20 protein-coding genes, 1 other RNA gene and 1 pseudogene are annotated in these 20482 nt (G+C 43.5%); 7 read left to right on the plus strand and 15 right to left on the minus strand.

What is annotated here, in order from left to right; genetic code table 11:
* Window positions 1–9: 9 nt before the first annotated feature.
* Window positions 10–2628, minus strand: coding sequence for a valine--tRNA ligase (locus tag F7R58_RS09505; protein WP_158064690.1), 2619 nt, complete (start codon window positions 2626–2628; stop codon window positions 10–12).
* Window positions 2629–2754: 126 nt separating this feature from the next.
* Here F7R58_RS09505 and F7R58_RS09510 point away from each other — a divergent pair, with 126 nt between their 5' ends.
* Together F7R58_RS09510 and F7R58_RS09515 are read left to right on the plus strand one after the other, a co-directional pair.
* On the plus strand, window positions 2755–3237 hold the full coding sequence (locus F7R58_RS09510) for a DUF1573 domain-containing protein (RefSeq protein WP_158064691.1): 483 nt from the start codon (window positions 2755–2757) through the stop codon (window positions 3235–3237).
* Between the two features lie 84 nt (window positions 3238–3321).
* Window positions 3322–4191: a polyphosphate kinase 2 family protein gene (locus F7R58_RS09515; RefSeq protein WP_158064692.1), complete on the plus strand. Its 870-nt coding sequence runs from the start codon at window positions 3322–3324 to the stop codon at window positions 4189–4191.
* A gap of 103 nt (window positions 4192–4294) precedes the next feature.
* Here the strand turns inward: F7R58_RS09515 and F7R58_RS09520 are convergent, their stop codons facing one another.
* Both F7R58_RS09520 and rnpB read right to left on the minus strand, forming a co-directional pair.
* On the minus strand, window positions 4295–5410 hold the full coding sequence (locus F7R58_RS09520) for a T9SS type A sorting domain-containing protein (RefSeq protein ID WP_158064693.1): 1116 nt from the start codon (window positions 5408–5410) through the stop codon (window positions 4295–4297).
* A gap of 34 nt (window positions 5411–5444) precedes the next feature.
* An RNA gene (gene rnpB / locus F7R58_RS09525) (RNase P RNA component class A) lies at window positions 5445–5756 on the minus strand.
* A 135-nt stretch (window positions 5757–5891) separates the two neighbouring features.
* On the opposite strand from rnpB, the gene F7R58_RS09530 reads away from it, so the two are divergent.
* Both F7R58_RS09530 and F7R58_RS09535 read left to right on the plus strand, forming a co-directional pair.
* Entirely contained in the window at window positions 5892–6386 is a 495-nt protein-coding gene (locus F7R58_RS09530; protein ID WP_158065456.1) for an RNA polymerase sigma factor, read from the plus strand.
* Entirely contained in the window at window positions 6379–7059 is a 681-nt protein-coding gene (locus F7R58_RS09535; RefSeq protein WP_158064694.1) for a beta-carotene 15,15'-monooxygenase, read from the plus strand. The genes F7R58_RS09530 and F7R58_RS09535 overlap by 8 nt, the downstream gene beginning before the upstream one ends.
* Window positions 7060–7130: 71 nt before the next feature.
* Here F7R58_RS09535 and rpoN read toward each other — a convergent pair whose 3' ends face one another.
* The 8 genes and pseudogenes from rpoN to F7R58_RS09575 form a co-directional block, all read right to left on the minus strand.
* Window positions 7131–8606 carry an RNA polymerase factor sigma-54 gene (gene rpoN / locus F7R58_RS09540; RefSeq protein WP_158064695.1) on the minus strand — a complete coding sequence of 492 codons (1476 nt, stop codon included), beginning with the start codon at window positions 8604–8606 and terminating at the stop codon, window positions 7131–7133.
* Between the two features lie 93 nt (window positions 8607–8699).
* Entirely contained in the window at window positions 8700–10148 is a 1449-nt protein-coding gene (gene asnS / locus F7R58_RS09545; RefSeq protein ID WP_158064696.1) for an asparagine--tRNA ligase, read from the minus strand.
* Between the two features lie 119 nt (window positions 10149–10267).
* A complete protein-coding gene (rimM, locus tag F7R58_RS09550; RefSeq protein WP_158064697.1) occupies window positions 10268–10810 on the minus strand; it encodes a ribosome maturation factor RimM in 543 nt (180 codons plus the stop codon).
* Window positions 10811–11106: 296 nt separating this feature from the next.
* Window positions 11107–11685, minus strand: a pseudogene (locus F7R58_RS09555) (30S ribosomal protein S16); the annotation flags it as partial.
* Between the two features lie 94 nt (window positions 11686–11779).
* Entirely contained in the window at window positions 11780–12310 is a 531-nt protein-coding gene (locus F7R58_RS09560; RefSeq protein WP_158064699.1) for a nitroreductase, read from the minus strand.
* Window positions 12311–12375: 65 nt separating this feature from the next.
* Window positions 12376–12825, minus strand: a complete 450-nt coding sequence (locus F7R58_RS09565) for a GreA/GreB family elongation factor (RefSeq protein WP_158064700.1) — start codon at window positions 12823–12825, stop codon at window positions 12376–12378.
* A gap of 87 nt (window positions 12826–12912) precedes the next feature.
* Window positions 12913–13362 (minus strand): copper resistance protein CopD, encoded by a 450-nt coding sequence (locus tag F7R58_RS09570; RefSeq protein WP_158064701.1) that lies wholly within the window; start codon window positions 13360–13362, stop codon window positions 12913–12915.
* Window positions 13363–13431: 69 nt separating this feature from the next.
* The gene (locus F7R58_RS09575; RefSeq protein WP_229723805.1) at window positions 13432–13950 is read right to left on the minus strand and encodes an SRPBCC family protein; all 519 of its coding nucleotides are present in this window, start codon (window positions 13948–13950) and stop codon (window positions 13432–13434) included.
* A 103-nt stretch (window positions 13951–14053) separates the two neighbouring features.
* Between F7R58_RS09575 and F7R58_RS09580 the strand changes: the two genes are divergently transcribed.
* The gene (locus tag F7R58_RS09580) at window positions 14054–16069 is read left to right on the plus strand and encodes a M3 family metallopeptidase (protein ID WP_158064702.1); all 2016 of its coding nucleotides are present in this window, start codon (window positions 14054–14056) and stop codon (window positions 16067–16069) included.
* Between the two features lie 53 nt (window positions 16070–16122).
* Here F7R58_RS09580 and F7R58_RS09585 read toward each other — a convergent pair whose 3' ends face one another.
* A complete protein-coding gene (locus F7R58_RS09585) occupies window positions 16123–17154 on the minus strand; it encodes a lysylphosphatidylglycerol synthase transmembrane domain-containing protein (protein ID WP_158065460.1) in 1032 nt (343 codons plus the stop codon).
* A gap of 42 nt (window positions 17155–17196) precedes the next feature.
* The gene (gene panD / locus F7R58_RS09590; protein ID WP_158064703.1) at window positions 17197–17547 is read right to left on the minus strand and encodes an aspartate 1-decarboxylase; all 351 of its coding nucleotides are present in this window, start codon (window positions 17545–17547) and stop codon (window positions 17197–17199) included.
* A gap of 399 nt (window positions 17548–17946) precedes the next feature.
* Between panD and F7R58_RS09595 the strand changes: the two genes are divergently transcribed.
* Window positions 17947–18231 (plus strand): HU family DNA-binding protein, encoded by a 285-nt coding sequence (locus F7R58_RS09595; protein WP_158064704.1) that lies wholly within the window; start codon window positions 17947–17949, stop codon window positions 18229–18231.
* 68 nt (window positions 18232–18299) lie between these two features.
* On the opposite strand, the gene pdxH is transcribed toward F7R58_RS09595, so the two are convergent.
* Window positions 18300–18944, minus strand: a complete 645-nt coding sequence (gene pdxH / locus F7R58_RS09600; protein WP_158064705.1) for a pyridoxamine 5'-phosphate oxidase — start codon at window positions 18942–18944, stop codon at window positions 18300–18302.
* Between the two features lie 43 nt (window positions 18945–18987).
* Between pdxH and F7R58_RS09605 the strand changes: the two genes are divergently transcribed.
* A complete protein-coding gene (locus F7R58_RS09605) occupies window positions 18988–19536 on the plus strand; it encodes a YqgE/AlgH family protein (RefSeq protein ID WP_410493602.1) in 549 nt (182 codons plus the stop codon).
* Window positions 19537–19670: 134 nt separating this feature from the next.
* Here F7R58_RS09605 and F7R58_RS09610 read toward each other — a convergent pair whose 3' ends face one another.
* On the minus strand, window positions 19671–20480 hold the full coding sequence (locus tag F7R58_RS09610; RefSeq protein WP_158064707.1) for an aminotransferase class IV: 810 nt from the start codon (window positions 20478–20480) through the stop codon (window positions 19671–19673).
* Window positions 20481–20482: the final 2 nt, after the last annotated feature.

Here is a 20482-nt window from a genome sequence, read left to right on the forward strand (position 1 = left end):
GTAATTTACTTATAAAGTCTGAAGTTTACCTGTCAGCAGTACAATCTTCTCCTGAGCATCCTTCTGTTTTTTCAGCTCATTGTCTACCACCTGCTGCGGTGCACCTGCCATAAATTTCTCGTTGGAAAGCTTTTTCTCTACAGATTTCAGGAAACCCTGGAGGTAAGTTATTTCCTCTTCCGTTTTGCGCTTTTCTTCTTCCAGGTCCAGGCTCTCGCTCAGCGGAATGGAAACTTCAGTACCACCTACCAGGAAGGTGAAGCTTGGTTCGTCTGTTTTAGACGCAAAATTTACGGCTGAAATATTGGCCAGCTTAACGATGAGTTCTGTATTGGGAAAGGATTCCGAATTGGTAAACACCTCAACTGCCTCACGCGGCGAGATTCCTTTGCTCTGGCGGTAGTTGCGTACGCCCGCTACCAACTCCCTGGTAATTTCAAATTGGTTAAGGACCTCCGTACTGAACTCTGTTACTTTAGGCTGTTGAGCAATTACAAGTGCCTCATCGGCAGTACGGGGTGCAATATTCTGCCACAACTCTTCCGTGAGGAAAGGCATGAACGGATGAAGCAGTTTCATCAGGTTTTCGAAATAAACAATCGTCTGCTCATAGACTTCGTTCGAAACCGATTCGCCAAAACCAGGCTTGATGGCCTCCAGATACCACGAGCAGAAATCATCCCAAATCAGTTTATACAAAAGGTGAAGACTGTCTGAAATCCGGAACTTCGCAAACTGATCTTCAATCTCGGTGACTGTTTTTGCCATTTGATGACCCAGCCAATCAATAGCTTGCTTATCGGCCGCTGAAGCCTTTTTAGTATCATCCTTGGTCCAACCTTGGATCAGTCGGTAGGCATTCCAGATCTTGGTGGCAAAATTACGTCCCTGCAGCATGAGCTCCTCATCAAAAAGAAGGTCATTTCCTGCCGCCGAACTTAACAGGATACCGACACGCACCCCATCGGCACCATATTTTTCAATCAGTTCAATCGGATCCGGAGAGTTACCCAAAGATTTGGACATTTTCCGGCGTTGCTTGTCCCGGACAATCCCTGTGAAATAAACATTTTTGAATGGCACCTCACCTCTGTATTCCTGGCCGGCCATAATCATACGGGCTACCCAGAAGAATATGATGTCCGGACCGGTTACCAGGTCGGAGGTAGGATAATAGTAGTCAATCTCTTTATTTTCAGTATCCAGCAAACCGTTGAAAACGGACATTGGCCAAAGCCAGGCAGAGAACCAGGTATCAAGCACGTCATCATCCTGACGAAGATCAGAAGTCTTAAGGTCACTTTTTCCGGATTTTGACTTTGCCAGTTGGAGTGCATCATCAACATTTTCCGCTACTACAAAATCATTCTCGCCATCTCCATAGTAAAATGCCGGGATTTGCTGCCCCCACCAGAGCTGACGGGAGATATTCCAGTCGCGGATGTTTTCCATCCAGTATTTATAGGTATTCTTAAATTTTTCCGGGTGGAACTTCACCTGGTCCTCCATCACCACATCCAGTGCTGGCTGGGCGAGGTCGGACATCCTGAGGAACCACTGTACTGAGACTTTAGACTCAATTACCGCACCGGTACGTTCGGAAGTACCCACTTTATTTACATAATCTTCGGCCTTCAGCAATAATCCTTTCTCCTCCAACTCCTTTGCAATAAGTTTACGTACCTCAAAGCGGTTTTTGCCGGCATAATGCTGTCCGTGCGAATTAAGGTTAGCATCATCGTCCAGTGAATCTATGATGGTCAGGTTATGGCGCTTTCCGATTTCGTAGTCATTGATATCGTGCGCCGGAGTAATCTTCAGTGCCCCTGTTCCGAATTCAATATCCACATAATCATCCTCAATTACAGGAACTACCCTGTTTACAATGGGAACAATAACATTTTTGCCTTTCAGGTGTGCATAACGCTCATCTTCCGGGTTAACACACACGGCCATATCGCCAAATATTGTCTCGGGACGCGTGGTAGCCACAGAAAGGTATTCTTCCGATCCTTCCACCTTATATTTCAGGTAGTACAGTTTGCCGTTCTGCTCTTTAAAGATTACTTCTTCATCAGAGATATTGGTCTTGGCCTCAGGATCCCAGTTCACCATACGGTAACCGCGGTAGATCATTCCTTTGTTGTAAAGGTCTACAAAGGATTTTATTACCTGTTCGGACATTTTGGGCTCCAGGGTAAAGCGCGTCCTGTCCCAGTCGCAGGAGCAGCCCAATTTCTTAAGCTGTTCCAGAATGGTGCCGCCATACTCTTCTGTCCAGGCCCAGGCGTGCTTCAGGAATTCTTCCCTGCTGAGGTCTGATTTACTGATGCCTTCAGATTTCAGTTTAGCCACCACCTTGGCTTCCGTGGCGATGGAAGCATGGTCCGTACCCGGTACCCAGCAGGCATTGAAGCCCTGCATTCGCGCCCGGCGCACCAAAACATCCTGAATAGTATTATTCAGCATATGTCCCATGTGAAGGATCCCTGTAACATTGGGCGGCGGGATCACAACGGTGTATGGTGGTTTTTCGTTAGGTTCGGAATGAAAATAATTATTTTCCAGCCAGTAACTGTACCATTTGGACTCAGTTTCCCGGGGACTGTATTTCTCTGAAATATGCATTATGCTCGCTTGTTTTGGCGTTAATGCTGCAAAAATAGGCAAAAGAAAAATTTCCTAAGTTTATTTAAATTTATTTTTAACTTTGCTACCTAATTTGAATCAAAAATCATATCAAACATTATCAATATGAAAAAATTATTTGCAGGTTTTGCAATTTTAGGAACAGTTGCTTTCGCTTCAGCCCAAACAATTACTTTTGACAACACTGTGCTTGATTACGGTACTGTGAAACCCGGTTCCGACGGTAACAGGGTTTTTATTGTAAAGAATACAGGTGACAAACCTCTTATCATTTCAAGTGTTAAGCCATCCTGCGGCTGTACTACGCCTGATTTCAGCAAAGACCCTATACTTCCAGGTAAAACAGGTCAGATAAAAGTTCACTACGATACTAAAAATCTGGGTGCCACTCAGAAGCTGATTGAAGTTTTCTCCAATGATCCCGAAAACCAAAGATCTGTGATCCATATTAAAGTTAATGTTGATCCAAATGCTCCGGAACCAAAGGTTCTTACGGAAGCGGAACTGAAAAAAGCTGAAGCTGAGAAAAATGCAGCATTGAAAAAATCTAAGAAAGTGGTTAAAAAAACCAAAAAAGCTACGGCCTAATTCCCCAGAATAATTTATTTATAAAAACCGTTTCATTTTTGTGAAGCGGTTTTTTTGTTACTTTTAATTTAAAATTAATGCGCTATGAAATCAGACTTCAGCGAACATTTCCTCATAAAAGATTCTGTGGACCTAAGCAAACTGGAAACGGAATATAAAGGCGATCTGACCAAAGACGACGGAATAATACTATTGGAACAGGAAAAAGTTAAACTTCGCGAACTTCAGGAAAAACTTTATGCCGATGGCAGTAAGTCGCTGCTGATTGTCCTGCAGGCAATGGATGCAGCCGGCAAAGATTCATTAATTGAGCATGTGTTCGGAGGAGTAAATCCGCAGGGCTGTGAAGTTACCAGCTTTAAAACGCCCAGCGAAAAGGAATATTCGCACGACTTCCTTTGGCGCCATTATTTGGCTTTACCGGCAAAGGGAAAAATAGGAATCTTTAACAGGAGCCATTATGAAAGTGTGCTTGTATGCAAAGTTCATCCGGAATACAATCTGAATGAAAAAGTCTGGAAATCAAAAGAGGAATTTAATGCCGAATTCTGGGAAAACCGATATGAAAGCATACGCAATTTTGAAAAACATCTCGCAGATAACGGCACGACAATCATAAAGATTTTTCTGCACATTTCGAAAAAGGAACAGAAAAAAAGGTTACTGGCCCGTATTGAAGAAAAAGAAAAGAACTGGAAATTTTCCCCGGGCGACTTGCCGGAGCGCGCATTGTGGGATGATTATATGACGGTATATGAAGAGGCCATTAACGAAACCTCAAAAAAGCACGCCCCATGGTTCGTAATTCCGGGCGATGACAAATGGTTTGCACGTGTGGCAGCGATACAGATTATCATCGATGCTTTGGAGGATATGAACCTGCAGTTCCCTAAACTTTCAGATGACGATCTCACTGAACTTAGTAAGGCCAAAAAAGAGCTTGAAAGCGAGTAATACAATAAAAAGCAGAAATAAAAATTTCTGCTTTATATAAATAAGTTTAACCGTCTGAATTATTACGGCTGTGCCGTTAATATGCGCAACATCCTGAGCTCATTTATTTCTTAATGAACTTCATACTCTTCAGCTGATTGCCTGCATTGATCTCAATATAATAAAGTCCGGGAGCCATAGCTTTAACCGGAATCTCCAGTGAGCTACCCTTCGCTTCCAGGCTGCTCACTAAACGACCCTCAGCATTATAAATCTTAACCAGGTCTATTTTCTGCCCGGCCGAAACATGCAGGATATCACTGGCAGGGTTTGGATAGACCTTAAAGTCTGCTTTTTCTGTTTCACGTACCGACAGTGGGCTCTCATTAATCTTTGCCATATACTGGAAAGCTCCGGTACTGAAGAGAGAACTGTGCGTTCCGGTAGTAGGATCAAGAATATGGAGTCCCGCCCCATTTGAGTAGAGATAATTGCCGTTACCGAGCTGCAGTACACCTGCATTACCGCTGGTGCCGGGTGTAGGCCATGAGTTGAGTATGGCACCGGTAGCAGGATTAATCACATAGATTCCGCGGTTATTACCCGAAGCTGCATGATTTGCGAAGGTAGCCACCACAAGATTACCATCGGAATTGAAATTCATCTGCTCGATATTTGCAAGTACCGGAGCGGAAAACAGGGAGCCTACGACTGTTCCGTTATACCCCAGGATCTGTATTTCCGAGGGACTTGTAAATGATGAGACAAAGGCTGCAGTACCGTTATCCAACACATCAAAAGGTGAGCTTACGGTGGCATAATATCCAAGAGGCGCACCACTGAAAGACAGCCGGCGTATGGAGTTGGCAGTAGCTCCGTTCCCGCTTCCGGCATTAGTAACCCAAACTTCATTGTTCACGACATTGAGCCCCCGGATATTGTCCAGGCCTACAACATCGCCCTGTAATGTAGAATGTAGTGTACCGTCGAAATTATAGATATAAATATCATCGGCAATTTGGTCAGCAATCCAAATTTTATCGTTCACCTGCGCAATACCCTTAGGCGTTCCGCTGGGAAGAGAAATGAAATTTGAGTTCACCACGGCACCGGTCACCGCGTTTAGTTTGTAAACAGTGTCTGTACTGGAGTTCAGCACAAGTACACTCTGCTGGGCAGTTGCATTGCCACCAAAGAAGGCAAGAAAGCCCATTCCTAAAAAAATAGATAATGTTTTCATGTTTTTTTTATTAAAAATACGAAAATCATTTAAAACCACAAGAAAAGCGGTAAGCCGGATTCTGTAGATTCGCCGAAACGAAAATGCCTGTTATTTATCTGCGTTTTACATTGCTGCAAAACTTTAGCTGTTTACCCCTCATCAACGGACGGGCCGCCCTTAACTGATGATATACTTAACATTGCACCGCAAAGAGTTTACCTGGTTTCACTATAAATTAATATACATACTTTCTGTTGCACTTGTCCTGATCTCACGACCGGCGGGCGTTACCCGCTTTGCTGCCCCGTGGTGTCCGGACTTTCCTACCCCCGCCAGAGCGGGAATCAACAGGCTGCTCTTCTTGTGGACTGCAAAGATACAAATAACCGTTTAACCTAGGCAGCCGCTCTCGCTGGGGCTCCACAAAAAAAAACAAATTCGGGCATTAAAGGATTGGAATCAAATTTTTATCTTCGTGTGCAGAAAAAGACAGTATACAGTGACCACAAAAGAACAGGAATTTGCGAAGCTGATAAAGGATAATCAGGGTCTGATTATCAAGATTTCGCGCCTATACACCAACTCTCTGGAGGACGAGGAAGACCTGTTTCAGGAAATTGTGTTACAACTGTGGCGCAGTTACGACACATTCAAAGGTGGGAGCAAAATTTCCACCTGGATGTACAGAGTGGCGCTGAATACTGCAATTACCCTCTTCCGCAAGAAAACCCGCTCGCCCAAGACCGATGAACTGATGGATTTTCATTACAGTGATTATCTGGAAGATGATGAAGAGAAACAGCAGCAAATTGCCTTGCTGTACAAGGTAATAAAAATGCTTCCTAAGGTGGAAAGGGCCATCGTGATGATGTATCTGGATGATCTTCCATACCGTGACATTTCCGAGAACCTGGGGATTTCTGAAGTGAATGCACGCGTAAAGATGAACCGGCTGAAGAAGCGATTAAAAGAACTAATGGAGAAACATGCCTGACTTTAATATAGACGATTTTAAGAAAACCTGGCAGGAACACGAAGTCCGACCCAAATACGGAAACTCAGAGATCCTGGAGATGCTGAACCATAAATCACGTAACTATGTGAAATATATACTCTGGATCAGTGTGGTGGAATTCCTGTTCTTTACCGGACTGTCGGTATTTTACATTTTCCGTACCGAAGATTCAAACAGTTTCATCTCAGCTATGGAAAAACTGGGTGTGCACAATACACCGGAACTTCAGCAGGAATTTACACTCCTGTATAATATCCTGAAAGCCTTAAGCTTCCTGATTACCGGTTTTTTTGTGGTCAGGTTTTATCAGAACTACCGCCGGATCAATCTGGAAGCCAACTTAAAAAGGTTCATACTTCAGATTATGATTTTCCGCAGAACTGTAAACCATTTTATCCTGGCCAACATTCTGCTCCTGATTATCTTCACGGGAATACTTACCCTTTTTATTTTCCGTACCTTGGCTACACAGGAAATCACGCTTGAACAGCCCACCCTACTCGGCTTTTTAACGGGCATCGGTATTGCCACACTCCTCAGTGTCGGATTGATCTGGCTATACTACAGGATTGTTTACGGAATCATTATGAAGAAACTGGGCCGAAATCTAAACCAGTTGAAGGACATTGAAAACAACAGCGAACAGAATTAGCGGGATTAATCAACAATAATGAAAAAAAATATCCGTCGCAACTGCACGGATATTTTTTTTACTGGGTGTGGCTACAACTCTTTTCTAAGTCTGGCCACCGGAATATTCAGTTGCTCGCGGTATTTTGCGATGGTACGCCGTGCAATATTATATCCTTTTTCTTTCAGGATACCTACCAAAGCATCATCCGTATACGGTTTGCGTTTGTTTTCCTTCTCAATAGCCTCCATAAGGTGCATCTTGATTTCCTTTGTCGATACTTCCTCACCGTCATCATTGGTCAGACTGTCGGAGAAGAGGTCTTTAAGGTAGATGATTCCGTTTGGCGTATCAGCATATTTACTTTTTACCACACGGGATATTGTGGATATATCAAAACCGGTAATATCTGCTACATCTTTCAGGATCATAGGTCTAAGTGACTTGTCGTCGCCCGTAATGAAGTACTCTTTCTGAAGTTTTACGATGGCCGTAATGGTTTGCAGGAGTGTATTCTGACGCTGGTTGATGGCATCTATATACCATTTGGCCGCGTCCAGTTTCTGTTTAATAAAAAGTGCGGCCTGCTTATGCTCCGGCGAGTTTTTATCATGTGAATAAGTGGAAAGGATATCCTTATATTCATCGGAGACTCTTAACGAAGGTGCATTTTTGCTGTTCAGCAAAGGCACAACTTCAGGCTGTTCGCCTTTTTTATTCTCATTTACCTGGATTACGAAATCGGGAATGATTTCCTGGTTGATAGTGATGGTCTGTGTATCAAAATTTCCACCCACCCTTGGTGAGAGTCTGGAAATTTCGTCCAGTGCATCCTTCAGGTCATCCTCATCCACATCATACTTCTGCATGATCTTGTTGTAATGCTTATTGGTGAGGGCATCAAACTGGTTACGCAGGATATTGGCCGCAAGGCTAATTGCTTTGTCTGCGCTCACCTTTTTCTCAATCTGAAGAAGCAGGCATTCCTGAAGATTGCGGGCACCAACTCCGGGAGGATCCAGTTTCTGAACATAATTTTCCAGGATATCTTCCACATTCTCCTTTGTGGTATATATTCCCTGCGAGAAAGCCAGATCGTCTACAATGGCTTTCAGTTCCCGGCGAAGATAACCGTCGGTATCCAAATTCCCAATGATATACTCAGCAATTTTAAGTTCGTCATTTTCAATGTTGATGAGCCGAATCTGCTCCAGCAGATAATCATAAAGCGACTGTCCTTCCGTAAGCAAGCTTTCATTGTCGAACTCCTCATCGTCTGCTGAATAGTTGCTGGATGATGTCTTATAACTGGGTTCATCATCAAAAAGATACTCATTCACATCAAAATCAGTATCAATACTGCTGCTGCCTTCATCTTCATATTCGGTTACTGGCTCATCTTTTGCGTCCTTGTCCTCGTCATTTCTTTCGAGGGCAGGATTCTCTTCGAGTTCACGTTCCAACTCTTCCTCAAACTCCAGCGTATGCAGCTGTATGAGCTTCATAAGCTGAATCTGTTGGGGGGCAAGTTTTTGTCCGAGTCTGAGTTGAAGGTTTTGTTTCAGCATATTTTTTTCTGCAAATTATTTTGTGCGTAGCAAAAGTAGGGATTGAATTATTTTACCGATTACAGATTAATTCTATATTCTTACAAGATTCTGTTAAAACTCCGCATTCTTGGGGGTTCGCGGGAAAGGAATTACGTCGCGGATATTTGTCATACCCGTTACAAAAAGCACCAGCCTTTCCAGACCAAGACCAAAACCGGCATGCGGCACAGAACCGAACTTACGTGTATCCAGATACCACCAAAGCTCATGCTCGTCCACATTCATATCCTGCATTTTCTGTTTCAGTACATCCAGCCTTTCCTCTCTCTGCGACCCGCCGATAATCTCCCCAATACCCGGGAACAGAACGTCCATCGCGGCCACGGTTTTATTGTCATCATTAAGACGCATATAGAAGGCTTTGATCTCCTTTGGATAATCAAATAGCACTACAGGGCTTTCAAAATGCTTCTCAACCAGAAAGCGCTCATGCTCACTCTGAAGGTCAATTCCCCAGCGGTCTACAGGATACTGGAATTTTCCTTTTTTATTTTCCTTGGAGCTCATCAGGATTTCTATGGCTTCCGTATAGGAAACCCGCATGAAGCGTTTTTTAACAACGTTTTCCAGTTTTTCAATCAACCCTTCTTTTGCACGGTCCTTTTCCGGCTTCTGTTTTTGCTCCTCAGCAAAACGGCTGTTCAGGAATTCAAGGTCTTCGGCACAGTTCTTCAGAACATAGCTGATGACATATTTCAGGAAATCCTCTGCAAGGTCAATATTATTTTCAAGGTTATTGAAGGCCACTTCGGGCTCCACCATCCAGAATTCGGCAAGGTGACGTGTCGTGTTGGAATTTTCGGCACGGAAAGTGGGTCCAAAGGTATAAACCCTGCCTAATCCCATAGCTGCAGTTTCCGCTTCAAGCTGGCCTGAGACTGTAAGATTGGTTTTCTTTCCGAAGAAATCCTGGGCAAAGTCTATTTCTCCCTCCTCATTTCTTGGGATATTGTCGAGGTCGAAATTGGTGACACCGAACATCTCCCCTGCACCTTCGGCATCCGCACCGGTAATGATCGGCGTATTGATATAGAAGAAGTGGTTTTTATTGTAGAATTCGTGAATGGCAAAACTTACGGCACTGCGCACACGGAAAACGGCTGAAAACAGGTTGGTCCTGAAACGAAGGTGCGCCTGCTCACGAAGCACTTCGAGTGAGTGCTTTTTGGGCTGAAGAATGGTTTTATCGCGCTCTTCAGTAAAATTATCACCTAAGATAACAATTTTTTTGGCGATGATTTCAATGGCCTGACCGCTTCCCTGGCTTTCCACCACTTCACCGGTAATTTTAAGTGACGAGGCGACACTGATTTTACTTATTGTGTCTTTATCAAAATTATCAAAATCCACAACTACCTGAAGGTTGGCCATAGTGGATCCGTCGTTAAGTGCGATAAAGCGGTTGGAGCGGAAGGCACGGACCCAACCCTGCACAGTAATATCGTGATGAAGTATTTTTTTATAATCTCCGAGGAGTTCTTTTATAATCATTCTTTTCATTGCGGTCTTAGTCAATTATAGCAAAGATAGCACTTTTGGCTCATTTTTGCAGGCCGAAGGAGCCTGATTGTTTAATGCGGTACCTCCGAAATCAGTATCGTGAGCTTCGGCACGGTTTATCATTCATCTTTCACTGCAGGTGTAGTATATACTTCCAGCAAACCTTCCGGAAGCTGCATCGTAATTACTTTATCAGCACGGTTTACGCTCAATATCCAGTCTTTGATCACGGGAATAATGACTTCCTTACCGTCCAGATCAAGAATAAAATAATGCTGGGCAATCTGATCGTTAATTTCCTTTATGGTTCCGCAGGAGTTTCCTTCTTCGTCTCGGATTTCAAAACCAAGGACTTCGTGATAATAAAACTGGTTTCCGGAAAGTTCCGGAAGTGTGGATAAAGGCATAAAAACGTTCTTGTTCACCAGCTGTTCTGCCATGGCAAGGTTGGCGTTTTTAAAGAAAACAATCTTTGTGTTATCGCGGCTCCATTGCTGCTTTTCTACAAAAAAGGGAACAAGCAGTCCGTTTATTTCTACAAAAACGCCGTCCAGCTTATTATAATGATCTGGCTGGTCGGTATCCAGTTTCAGAATTACATTTCCGGCCAGTCCGTGTGTCCTGGTGATTTTACCCAGGTAATAACAGTCTTCTTTTTTCATGTTGATTTATTAGGATCAGCTGTGGCGCGGGTTTGGGGCCCACGGTTTGCATGCAGATTTGCAAATATACTCTTTAAATAAAAAAGACGCCAAACAGGCGTCTTCCGTAATTTATACAGTGAGGTAGATTAAGCTTTAGCTTCATCTGCAGCTTCACCGTCTTCTTTCTTAGGAGCAACTGCATCAGCAATTTTCTCAGTAACGTTTGCTACAGTTTCCTTTACGGAATCTACAGCGCCAGCTACTGCTGCCGCAGCACCACCAATTGTTTCTGCTACATTTTCAACAACTGATTTTTCAGTAGTTTCTTCTGTTGCTTCAGCGTTTTTAGCATCTTCAGCTGCTTTTTCCTCAGCTGCTTTCGCATCAGCCGCTGCTTTTTCTTCGGCAAGTTTTGCCTCAGCTTCAGCTTTTGCATCTGCCTCAACTTTCGCTGCTGCATCAATTCTTGCCTGATTTACTTTAGCTTCTGCTTCCAAAGCTGCTTTCTTGGCATCTGCTTTAGATTTTGCCAAATCATCAGTTTTACCGCTTACCTGCTTTTCTTTAGTCTCCAACCAGGCACCAAATCTCTTCTCTGCTTCAGCTTCGTCAAAAGCACCTTTTGCTACACCACCCATAAGGTGTTTTTTGTAAAGTGCACCTTTGTAAGAAAGGATCGCTCTTGCAGTATCCGTAGGCTGAGCACCATTGTTCAACCACTTTACAGCCGCATCAACATTCAGTTCAATGGTTGCTGGGTTGGTAATTGGGTTGTACGTACCGATTTTCTCGATGAATCTACCGTCTCTTTTTGCTCTTGCATCGGCAACTACGATGTGGAAAAAAGGCTTTCCTTTTTTACCGTGTCTTTGTAATCTGATTTTTACTGACATAAAAGTTTGATTTTGTGGGAACTCGTCCCGTTAAATATTAAGTGCGCAAAGATAACCATTTTTATGGAATTGAAGCCTCACACTTGATAAAATATCAAATTTCATCCAGTTCAGATTTCAGGGCACCCAAATAAAAAAGACCATAACATTTTTCGTTCTCAGCGAGACCCAAATAGCCGTCCAGATATTTGATGAGACCCGGCGAACTCCAGTAACAGCCTACATTTGTAGCCGTACAGGTCAGATACATATTCTGCACCCCCATAGCTACAGCGGCAATTTCTTCCCACTCGGGCACCAGACCGCTAAATGCAACCGAAATACTGATTATGGCCCCGGCCTTACCTGCTTTGGCAGGAATATCTTCGTATTTTTTCTGAAGGAAGACCGCAGGTGGCGTGGTATCACGGTAAATTCCGGCAAGGGTGGCACCAAGCTCATCTTTTTGTGCACCCGTAAATACCCGGAAACGCCAGGGCCTCGTCCTTTTATGGTTGGGAACGAACTGCGCCGAATCCAATATAGCATTCAGCACTTCCGGTGCAAGACCTTCCCCTGTGTAATCTCTTGGAAAAGTGCTCTTCCGTGATTCGATGATTTCTTTTAATATCTGACTTTTATCCATCAGACAAAAATAATGAACTTTTAATGTCCCGCTGTTGATATAGGATATGAAGTGAAACCGAATTTTTAAAAAATTTCTTCTATCCTTTGGTGAATTTTATTGAGGGTAAATTCATCACCCGCCTTTTTCCCTTTCATAATTTGCGCCATTGGACTTATTTCGGAGATGGCGTAAAACCGGTCTCCTTCAAAAAAGAACTCGCCTAGTGAGACCGAAATATAGAACCTGGCCTTATTCGTTATGACCAGCGAGCCCACAACTGCTGAGTCGGTCTTTTTATCGGGAACACGCTGCATTTCACGCTGCATATTTTTAAGCGCGGCCATCTGACGGTCCAAATGGTAAATCTCACTCTGTATTTCTTCCCGAATCGAGTCGTACTTACTGGTTTTTTTGATGTCGCGGCTGGCTTCCAGTGTGAAATTAAGATAAAACTCCAGCGTCTTTACCTTACCTGAAAGCATTTCCTGCACATACGTCCGCAAATCATTTTTATTATAGAGAGCCTTCTGCATATAAAACAACAATGCTGCAACTTGCTTCCAGCTGAATGTTGCAGGTTAAAACTAATGCTTTCTAAACAAAAAATATGCATTTTTATTTTAAACGCTCAGGCCCCCGTAGCGGAAGAAGCTTCCTACAATGAGCATGAAGATGCCTATAACCGTAACACTGATGATATGGAAAGCCATTAACGGCAAGGTACGTGCACTCAGTTTAGGCAGCACAAAAACATTGGCACTCAAGGCGAATAGTAAGGTGCTGAAAAGCAGAATCAACTTAACGGAAACAGCAGATTCAACAGGATTGGTGAAGTGAAACCATTGCGTAAAATCCACCCCGAAATCGTAAGCCATCCAGACGCCGGTGATCACCATTACCAGCAGCGCGGGAATTCCAATTTTTTCGTATTTCTTTTCAAAGGAGAGCAGGATTTCAGGATCACGATTCCTCAGCACTTCCGGCAAAATCCCCAGCGCGAGTACGAGATGACCGCCCACCCATATAGCGGCACCCAAAAGATGTAATACCAAAAGTAAGTGATGTGACATATTACTGCAAAAATAGAGGCCGCAATACCGAAAAATCTATGACCACAGTCATACTTACGGTCCTGTTGATTATTTTTCCGAAAGCGCCTTCAGAGCTGCAAGACCTTCACCATAGGACTTGTCCATCTGGCCGTCCATAAACACCGTCATCAGGTTTATAGGATAATCGAATTCGCAGTCCATATCCCAGGTCACTTTTGTGCTATTACCCTGAGGGGTCAATACAATATCAGAAGTAGCATCACTTTCAAAAGGTCTGGTAAAAAGCATCTTGGCGCTCTGTTTCTTATTGGGCACCAATGCCGTAATGATATGACAGCCGGCACCTGCATCATCGTTTCCGTCCCAGCAATACTGATCACCTACCTGACCGCTGTTCCCGGAATAATCAATTTTCATATTCGGATCCAGCTTCATCCAGGGGTTCCACTGGTTAAAAGCTTTCATCGAACTGATATTCTGGTACACTTTGTCGGCAGGCGCGTTAATGACAATCGATTTTTCAAAGTGATAATCCTTGCCAACAGCAAACATGAAGATAAGCAATACAATTACGATGGCTACGATGATTTTCAGTAAAGTTTTCATGATTGTTTAGTTTTACACAAATATAAAATTAATATTTTGAGTATTTTTACCTCACCAAGCAGGTGGATACCTGCTCAAATCTGAATAAATCCACTATTTTACAATGAGTAATCCTTTGTTACAACCCTTTCAAACTATACATTCCTCCGCACCTTTTTCCGAAATAAAAGAAGAACATTTTTTACCTGCTTTCCGTGAGCTTATTAAGGTTTCGGAAAAGGAAATTGATGCTATCGTCAATAACGAAGCTGAGCCCACTTTTGAAAACGTAATTGAAGCACTGTCGTACTCCGGACAACAACTGGATGTAGTTTCAGGCATTTTTTTCAATCTGAATTCCGCCGAGACCAATGACGAAATCCAAAAAATCGCTCAGGAAGTTTCACCTCTGCTTACGGAATATTCCGCAAGAATATCGCAGAATGAGGTCCTTTTTGAAAAAATTAAAAAGGTGTATGACGAGCAGGACAAATATCAACTGAGCGGAGAACAACAAATGCTTCTCAGCGAGACGTACAAAGGATTCGTGCGCAGCGGTGCCTTGCTGAATGGTGAGGATAAGGAAAGATTTAAAGAAATAAGCATTGAACTTTCCAAAAAATCACTGCAGTTCGGACAGAATGTATTGGCTGAAACAAATAACTACTTCAGGCACATCACAGATGAAAAGGAGTTGAAAGGCCTTCCGGAAGCCATTCTGGAACAGTACCGTGAAGAGGCAAAATCCAGGGGACTGGAAGGCTATGTGATCACGCTGCACATCCCAAGCTATCTGCCCGCCATGACGTATGCGGAAAACCGTGAACTGAGAAAAGAACTCGCTGACGCCTACGGAAAGAAATCCTTTAACAATAATGAATTCGACAATCAGGAACTCATTCGCGAAATCGTATCTCTGAAGCAGGAGAAAGCAAAGTTGCTGGGATATAGGAACTATTCAGAATTTGTACTGGAGGAAAGGATGGCTAAATCGCCGGACCAGGTACTCAATTTCCTGAATGAGCTTATGGAAAAGGCAAGGCCTTATGCTGAGAAAGAAATTGCGGAGCTGCAGGAGATGGCAAAAGCTGACGGCATAGACCAAATGCATAGTTATGACCACAGTTATTATGCAGAAAAACTCAGGAAAAAGAAATTCGATATTGATGATGAGGAGCTGAAACCTTACTTCCAGTTGGAAAAAGTGGAGGAGGCAGTATTTACATTGGCTAAAAAACTCTTCGGACTGGAATTTAAGGAATCCCGCGAGATCCAAAAGTATCATGAGGAGGTAAAAACCTATGAGATATTTGAAAACAGCCAATTTAAGGCGCTGCTTTATACCGACTATTTTCCCAGAAAAGGAAAAAGGGCCGGCGCCTGGATGACCAGTTTCAGAAATCAGTACCGACAAAACGGCGAAAATATCAGACCGCATATATCTGTTGTGTGCAACTTTTCGAAACCAAGTGCAGATACACCAAGCCTGCTCACCTTCCAGGAAGTAACGACCCTTTTTCATGAATTTGGTCATGCGCTGCACGGCATTTTGGCCGATACCACCTACCCCAACTTATCCGGCACCAATGTAAAATGGGATTTTGTGGAACTGCCTTCCCAGTTCCTGGAGAATTTCTGCTATGAACCTGACTTTCTGAAAACCTTCGCCATACATTATAAAACGCGCGAGACACTGCCGGATGATAAAATCCAGAAAATTTCTGACTCCAAGAATTTTATGGAAGGATACCAGACCCTAAGGCAGATTGGCCTGGGCAAACTGGATATGGCCTATCACAGTACAGCTGATAAGATTGGTGACGTAAAGACGTTTGAGGTGAAGGAAACCGAAGGCACCAGTCTGTACCCTGCAAATCCTGATACCGCAACAAGTCCAAGTTTCTCACACATCTTTCAGGGCGGATATTCCGCCGGTTACTATTCTTACAAATGGGCTGAAGTGCTGGATGCGGATGCATTTCAGTATTTTAAGGAAAACGGAATCTTCAACCCTGAAACCGCAGCCAGGTACCGACGTTTACTGGCAGCCGGCGGGACCAAGGATCCCATGGAACTCTACAAGGAATTCCGCGGAAGTGAACCCAAGGTTGAAAGTTTACTTAAGCGCGCTTTCGGATAAATAAGAAGAGACGGCAGCCGCCGTCTCTTCCATCTTTTATATATGGCCGAATATCAACTTGACTTTTCGGCTGTATTTAAAGTTCTTTTACGAAGGGCCTCACTCCTGCTTTTTGCCAGCACAGGAAGTGAGACAAAACCCATGACAGCCATAATGACCAGCTGCATGGTGTGTGAAATAAAGGCATAGGCTAAACCTACTGCAGCACCTTCCTCAAAGGATTTGCCTTCCGAAAGAAACAGTGCGCCAATTCCAATCTTAAGCGCGAAATGGAATGCACCGATACCCCCCGAGGCCGGAATCATCATGCCCAAAGTACCAACTACAATGATGAAAAACCCGTCAGCCACAGAAAATGCCGAGGTTTCGGGCAGAGAGAAACACACCAGGTAAGCTGCCAGAAAATAGCAGATCCAGATGCCAAATGAATATAAGAGGAAACGAATCGGCTGCTTCAGGCGGAAAATTGATGTTATGCCCTGCAACAGACCATCGACAATTTTATAAATCTTTCCGAGAACTGAGATTTTCTCCAGTCTGGACCTCAGGACGAAGAATAAAACCGCACCTGTAATCCCCACCGTCAATATTAGCCAAAGCCAGAAGTTGGAGGATTGGGCCGAACTGTCATTGCTCTGGGTAACGTGGTTGAAAAACGCAAGTATGGCCTCGTATTTAAAAACAAGAGTAAGCAGCAGGAAACCCATCATACAGATAAGGTCCACAATACGTTCCAGGATGATGGTACCGAATGATTTGTCTACGGGAACCTGCTCAACGCCGTACAAAGCGGTAGATCTGGCCAGCTCGCCGCTGCGCGGGATGGTGAGATTCATAAGATACCCGAAAGAAATGGTCCAAAGTGAGTTGGAATTAGAAATCCGGTAACCCATGGGTTCAAGCAGCAAATTCCAGCGGATGGCACGGAACCAATAGGCTAAAATTCCAAAAACAGCAGCAACGGCTACCCAAAAGTAATTCGCTTTGGCAAAATAACCTTTAATCTCAGCGAAGTTAAGGCCCCGAAATGCCAGCCACATAAAAAAAACAGCCACTGCCAGCGAGAGGGCAATGGTCAGAATCATTTTCAGAGGATTTTTCTTGTTGGTTGTTTCCAATGGACAGGATTAGGTTAGGAGGTTGGTATTCTCGTCCGGAAACACAATTTTGGGCTGGAAGTCACGCGCTTCCTCGGGCGTCATTTGGGCATAGGCAATGATGATGATAATATCACCACGCTGTACACGTCTTGCAGCGGGCCCGTTCAGGCACACCTCGCCGGATTTTCTTTTTCCCTTTATGGCATAGGTATCGAACCTTTCACCGTTGTTTACATTCACGATATATACCCTTTCGCCCACCATAATGCCGGAGGCTTCCAGTAAATCTTCGTCAATCGTGATGCTTCCTATATAATTAAGATCAGATTCGGTAACCCGAACCCGGTGGATCTTGGATTTAAAAACTTCAATAAGCATTCTGCAAATTTATTAATAATTATCAACATAACTGAATGTACAAGACCTGAGTACAATTACGCCTGAAACACGCTGCCGGTGGATGAAACTCAATAATTTGACCTTCATTTGAATGATGTTTAACCTCAAAAGGTTAAAAATTAATATGTTTTACGAATTCATAAATTGCATCACAAAACCTCTGAATTGAAAAAAACATGATAAATAAAGGGGATAGTATGAATTGCAGTTTCTGCAAGTGCTGATAAACCGTTCCAACCCCAATTATCATTTTTTAATATATAGCCATATTTTTATAAAATTCTGTTCAATTAATCCTTAAAAATTTGCGCATATTGAATTTTGTATTATATTTGCTTATATAACCAAGTAGATTACTAACTTTTTAATATTAAAATTATGAACAAGTCTGAATTAATTGAGGCAATGGCAAACGATGCCGGTATCACCAAAGTAGCAGCAAAAGCAGCATTAGAATCTTTTATGTCTAACGTAATGAACACTTTACAGCAAAAGGACGGAAAGGTTTCCCTTGTAGGATTCGGAACTTTTTCCGTAGCCGAAAGAGCTGCAAGACAGGGTATCAACCCAGCCACTAAAAAGCCTATCAATATTGCTGCGAAGAAAGTAGCTAAATTCAAAGCTGGTGCAGATCTTGCCACTGCGGTTTCCGGAAATAAATAATTTCAGATTATTTACTATAAATAAACCTCACTTTCGGGTGAGGTTTTCGTATTTATATGGTTTGCTGCTCAGGGAGCAAGTCTTTTGATGCTCCAGTTGAAATCTGATTCCAGACTGTAGAGAATCCGGTCGTGCAAACGGTTGGGTCTGCCCTGCCAGAACTCAATTTCATAGGGACGGGCCATATAGCCACCCCAGTTTTCAGGCCGCGGGATTTCCCTGCCATCATACTGCTTCTCCAGATCCTTGAGTTTCTCCTCCAGAAATTCCCGGTCCGGTATAAATTCACTCTGTGGGGATACCACAGCACCCAGCTGACTGCCGCGTGGGCGCGAAGCGAAATAACCGTCGCTTAAATTTTCGGGCAGTCTTTCCAGTTCGGCTTTAATGATTACCTGCCGCTCCAGCGGTGGCCAGAAAAAATGAAGGCAGGCACGCTTGCCGGACTCAATTGCCTTACCCTTGCGGCTGTTATAGTTGGTATAGAAAATAAAACCTTCCCAGGTATAGGACTTCAGCAGGACCATACGGGTGCGCGGACAACCGTCTTCCTCCAGCGTTGAAACGGACATGGCATTGGCTTCAGAGATGGCGGAATGTGCGCCTGCATCCACAAACCAGTCACGGAACTGCTCAATTGGGTTTTCCCTGATCTGGCTTTCAAGCAATTCAGACTGGTCGTAAATTTTTCTTTTATCGTGTAAGTTTTCCATTTTTTTTCTATTTTTGATTGAAGCATAGCTCCAAAAAGAAAATGTGATGAATTCCTACAAAGGTAAAATTTTAATATCCACACCTGATGTGTCGGGCGACATTTTTTCCAGGTCGGTGGTGCTTATGGTGGACCATAGTGAAAATGGAGCCTTCGGACTGATTCTGAATAAAAAAAATGAAGATGTAAGCCGCGGAGTAGCGCAACTGCTGGGATTTGATGTGGATGTATATGAAGGCGGCCCTGTTGAAAATGACAAGACATTCTTTATTGTAAAGGGTGAGGCGGCGAACGATTTTCACCTTAAGATTAATGAGAACTACTATCTGACCGAAGATACCGAAACAGTTATTGAGCAGCTGCTGAACCATACGCTTGATGTAAACGATGTAAAAGTATTTTCGGGTTACTCAGGCTGGGCAGCCTTGCAACTGGAAGGCGAGATACAGAGAAAATACTGGACGGTAGTTGATATCTATGACCTGGATTACACACTGTCCAACGACCATAATCTATGGAAAAAAATCATGCAGAACCTGGGCGGCGAATTCCTGATCTGGGCTAATGCCCCACAAAATATCTCACTGAATTAATACGGCTGCAAATAAGGTAAAATTTTACATTCCGCATACAATTTATAGGCAAGCCCGCCGTTATATCGGTAACACATTAATAAAACCCGGTAACTGACAAAGGTTGGTTATCGGGTTTGTCAATTTCAGAGCTTTTACAGGAACGATTTCTGCCATTGAGCAATAATCTGGGCAAAACGGGCGTGAGCAAAGGTTTTATTTCTGATCTTCTGTACAGGATGAAGTCCCTGCGCATCGGAAACCATAAGAATTTCTTCCGATTTCTGACTTTCAAAGGCGATCAGTTCCTCTTCGCGGATTTCTGCGAGTCCGTTCTTATGAATGAAGGTAACCAGATTTTCCATAAGGGGAGAGATGTAAGCGCCTTCAGACTGCTTCGGGATCTTAATTACATTTCCTTCCAGAAAGAGCAGGTTTCCGGCCACGGTCCTGGCTATACGTTTGTTCGGATTCAGCAGGATAACATCGTCCAGATCATTGTCGCGGGCATAAATCTCCGCATAAATATTCTCGGGGCAGTGAACTCTTATATTGCTAAGCAAATGGGTGTTTACGCTTATTTCTTTAATGAGGTCCAGTTCTATTGAGTTGCGCAACTGCAGGACATCGCCCCTGGCTTCAATATGGATATGAAAAGATACGGGTCTTTTGTCAAGCTTTTCAAGTCCACTTTCGCGGTATACCATCATGTGGATGAAGGCATCCTGAGTTCCCGGTTTCATTGCCTTTTCGGAAAGGAGATGCTGAAAATAATCCAGGGTATAACTCAGCGGTATATTCATCCTCATCTTGCGCATGGAGGCCATCAGAAAAAAATAGCATTCTTCGGCCATAATCAGCTTTCCGTTACGTACAAAAAAAGTAACCTTCACCGCATCACCATGCAGGAATGCACGGTTCACATTCATTTCTCCCAAACCATCTGTTGAAGTATTTTGGATCATTA

It is taken from the genome of Chryseobacterium sp., assembly GCF_008831505.1.
Classification (GTDB): Bacteria; Bacteroidota; Bacteroidia; order Flavobacteriales; family Weeksellaceae; genus Marnyiella.

Excerpts from the sequence above, each read along its gene's own strand:
- F7R58_RS09505 (WP_158064690.1), bottom strand. The coding sequence starts at position 2,628 with ATGCATATTTCAGAGAAATACAGTCCCCGGGAAACTGAGTCCAAATGG.
- F7R58_RS09510 (WP_158064691.1), top strand. The coding sequence starts at position 2,755 with ATGAAAAAATTATTTGCAGGTTTTGCAATTTTAGGAACAGTTGCTTTC.
- F7R58_RS09515 (WP_158064692.1), top strand. The coding sequence starts at position 3,322 with ATGAAATCAGACTTCAGCGAACATTTCCTCATAAAAGATTCTGTGGAC.
- F7R58_RS09520 (WP_158064693.1), bottom strand. The coding sequence starts at position 5,410 with ATGAAAACATTATCTATTTTTTTAGGAATGGGCTTTCTTGCCTTCTTT.
- F7R58_RS09535 (WP_158064694.1), top strand. The coding sequence starts at position 6,379 with ATGCCTGACTTTAATATAGACGATTTTAAGAAAACCTGGCAGGAACAC.
- rpoN (WP_158064695.1), bottom strand. The coding sequence starts at position 8,606 with ATGCTGAAACAAAACCTTCAACTCAGACTCGGACAAAAACTTGCCCCC.
- asnS (WP_158064696.1), bottom strand. The coding sequence starts at position 10,148 with ATGAAAAGAATGATTATAAAAGAACTCCTCGGAGATTATAAAAAAATA.
- rimM (WP_158064697.1), bottom strand. The coding sequence starts at position 10,810 with ATGAAAAAAGAAGACTGTTATTACCTGGGTAAAATCACCAGGACACAC.
- F7R58_RS09560 (WP_158064699.1), bottom strand. The coding sequence starts at position 12,310 with ATGGATAAAAGTCAGATATTAAAAGAAATCATCGAATCACGGAAGAGC.
- F7R58_RS09565 (WP_158064700.1), bottom strand. The coding sequence starts at position 12,825 with ATGCAGAAGGCTCTCTATAATAAAAATGATTTGCGGACGTATGTGCAG.
- F7R58_RS09570 (WP_158064701.1), bottom strand. The coding sequence starts at position 13,362 with ATGTCACATCACTTACTTTTGGTATTACATCTTTTGGGTGCCGCTATA.
- F7R58_RS09575 (WP_229723805.1), bottom strand. The coding sequence starts at position 13,950 with ATGAAAACTTTACTGAAAATCATCGTAGCCATCGTAATTGTATTGCTT.
- F7R58_RS09580 (WP_158064702.1), top strand. The coding sequence starts at position 14,054 with ATGAGTAATCCTTTGTTACAACCCTTTCAAACTATACATTCCTCCGCA.
- F7R58_RS09585 (WP_158065460.1), bottom strand. The coding sequence starts at position 17,154 with ATGATTCTGACCATTGCCCTCTCGCTGGCAGTGGCTGTTTTTTTTATG.
- panD (WP_158064703.1), bottom strand. The coding sequence starts at position 17,547 with ATGCTTATTGAAGTTTTTAAATCCAAGATCCACCGGGTTCGGGTTACC.
- F7R58_RS09595 (WP_158064704.1), top strand. The coding sequence starts at position 17,947 with ATGAACAAGTCTGAATTAATTGAGGCAATGGCAAACGATGCCGGTATC.
- pdxH (WP_158064705.1), bottom strand. The coding sequence starts at position 18,944 with ATGGAAAACTTACACGATAAAAGAAAAATTTACGACCAGTCTGAATTG.
- F7R58_RS09610 (WP_158064707.1), bottom strand. The coding sequence starts at position 20,480 with ATGATCCAAAATACTTCAACAGATGGTTTGGGAGAAATGAATGTGAAC.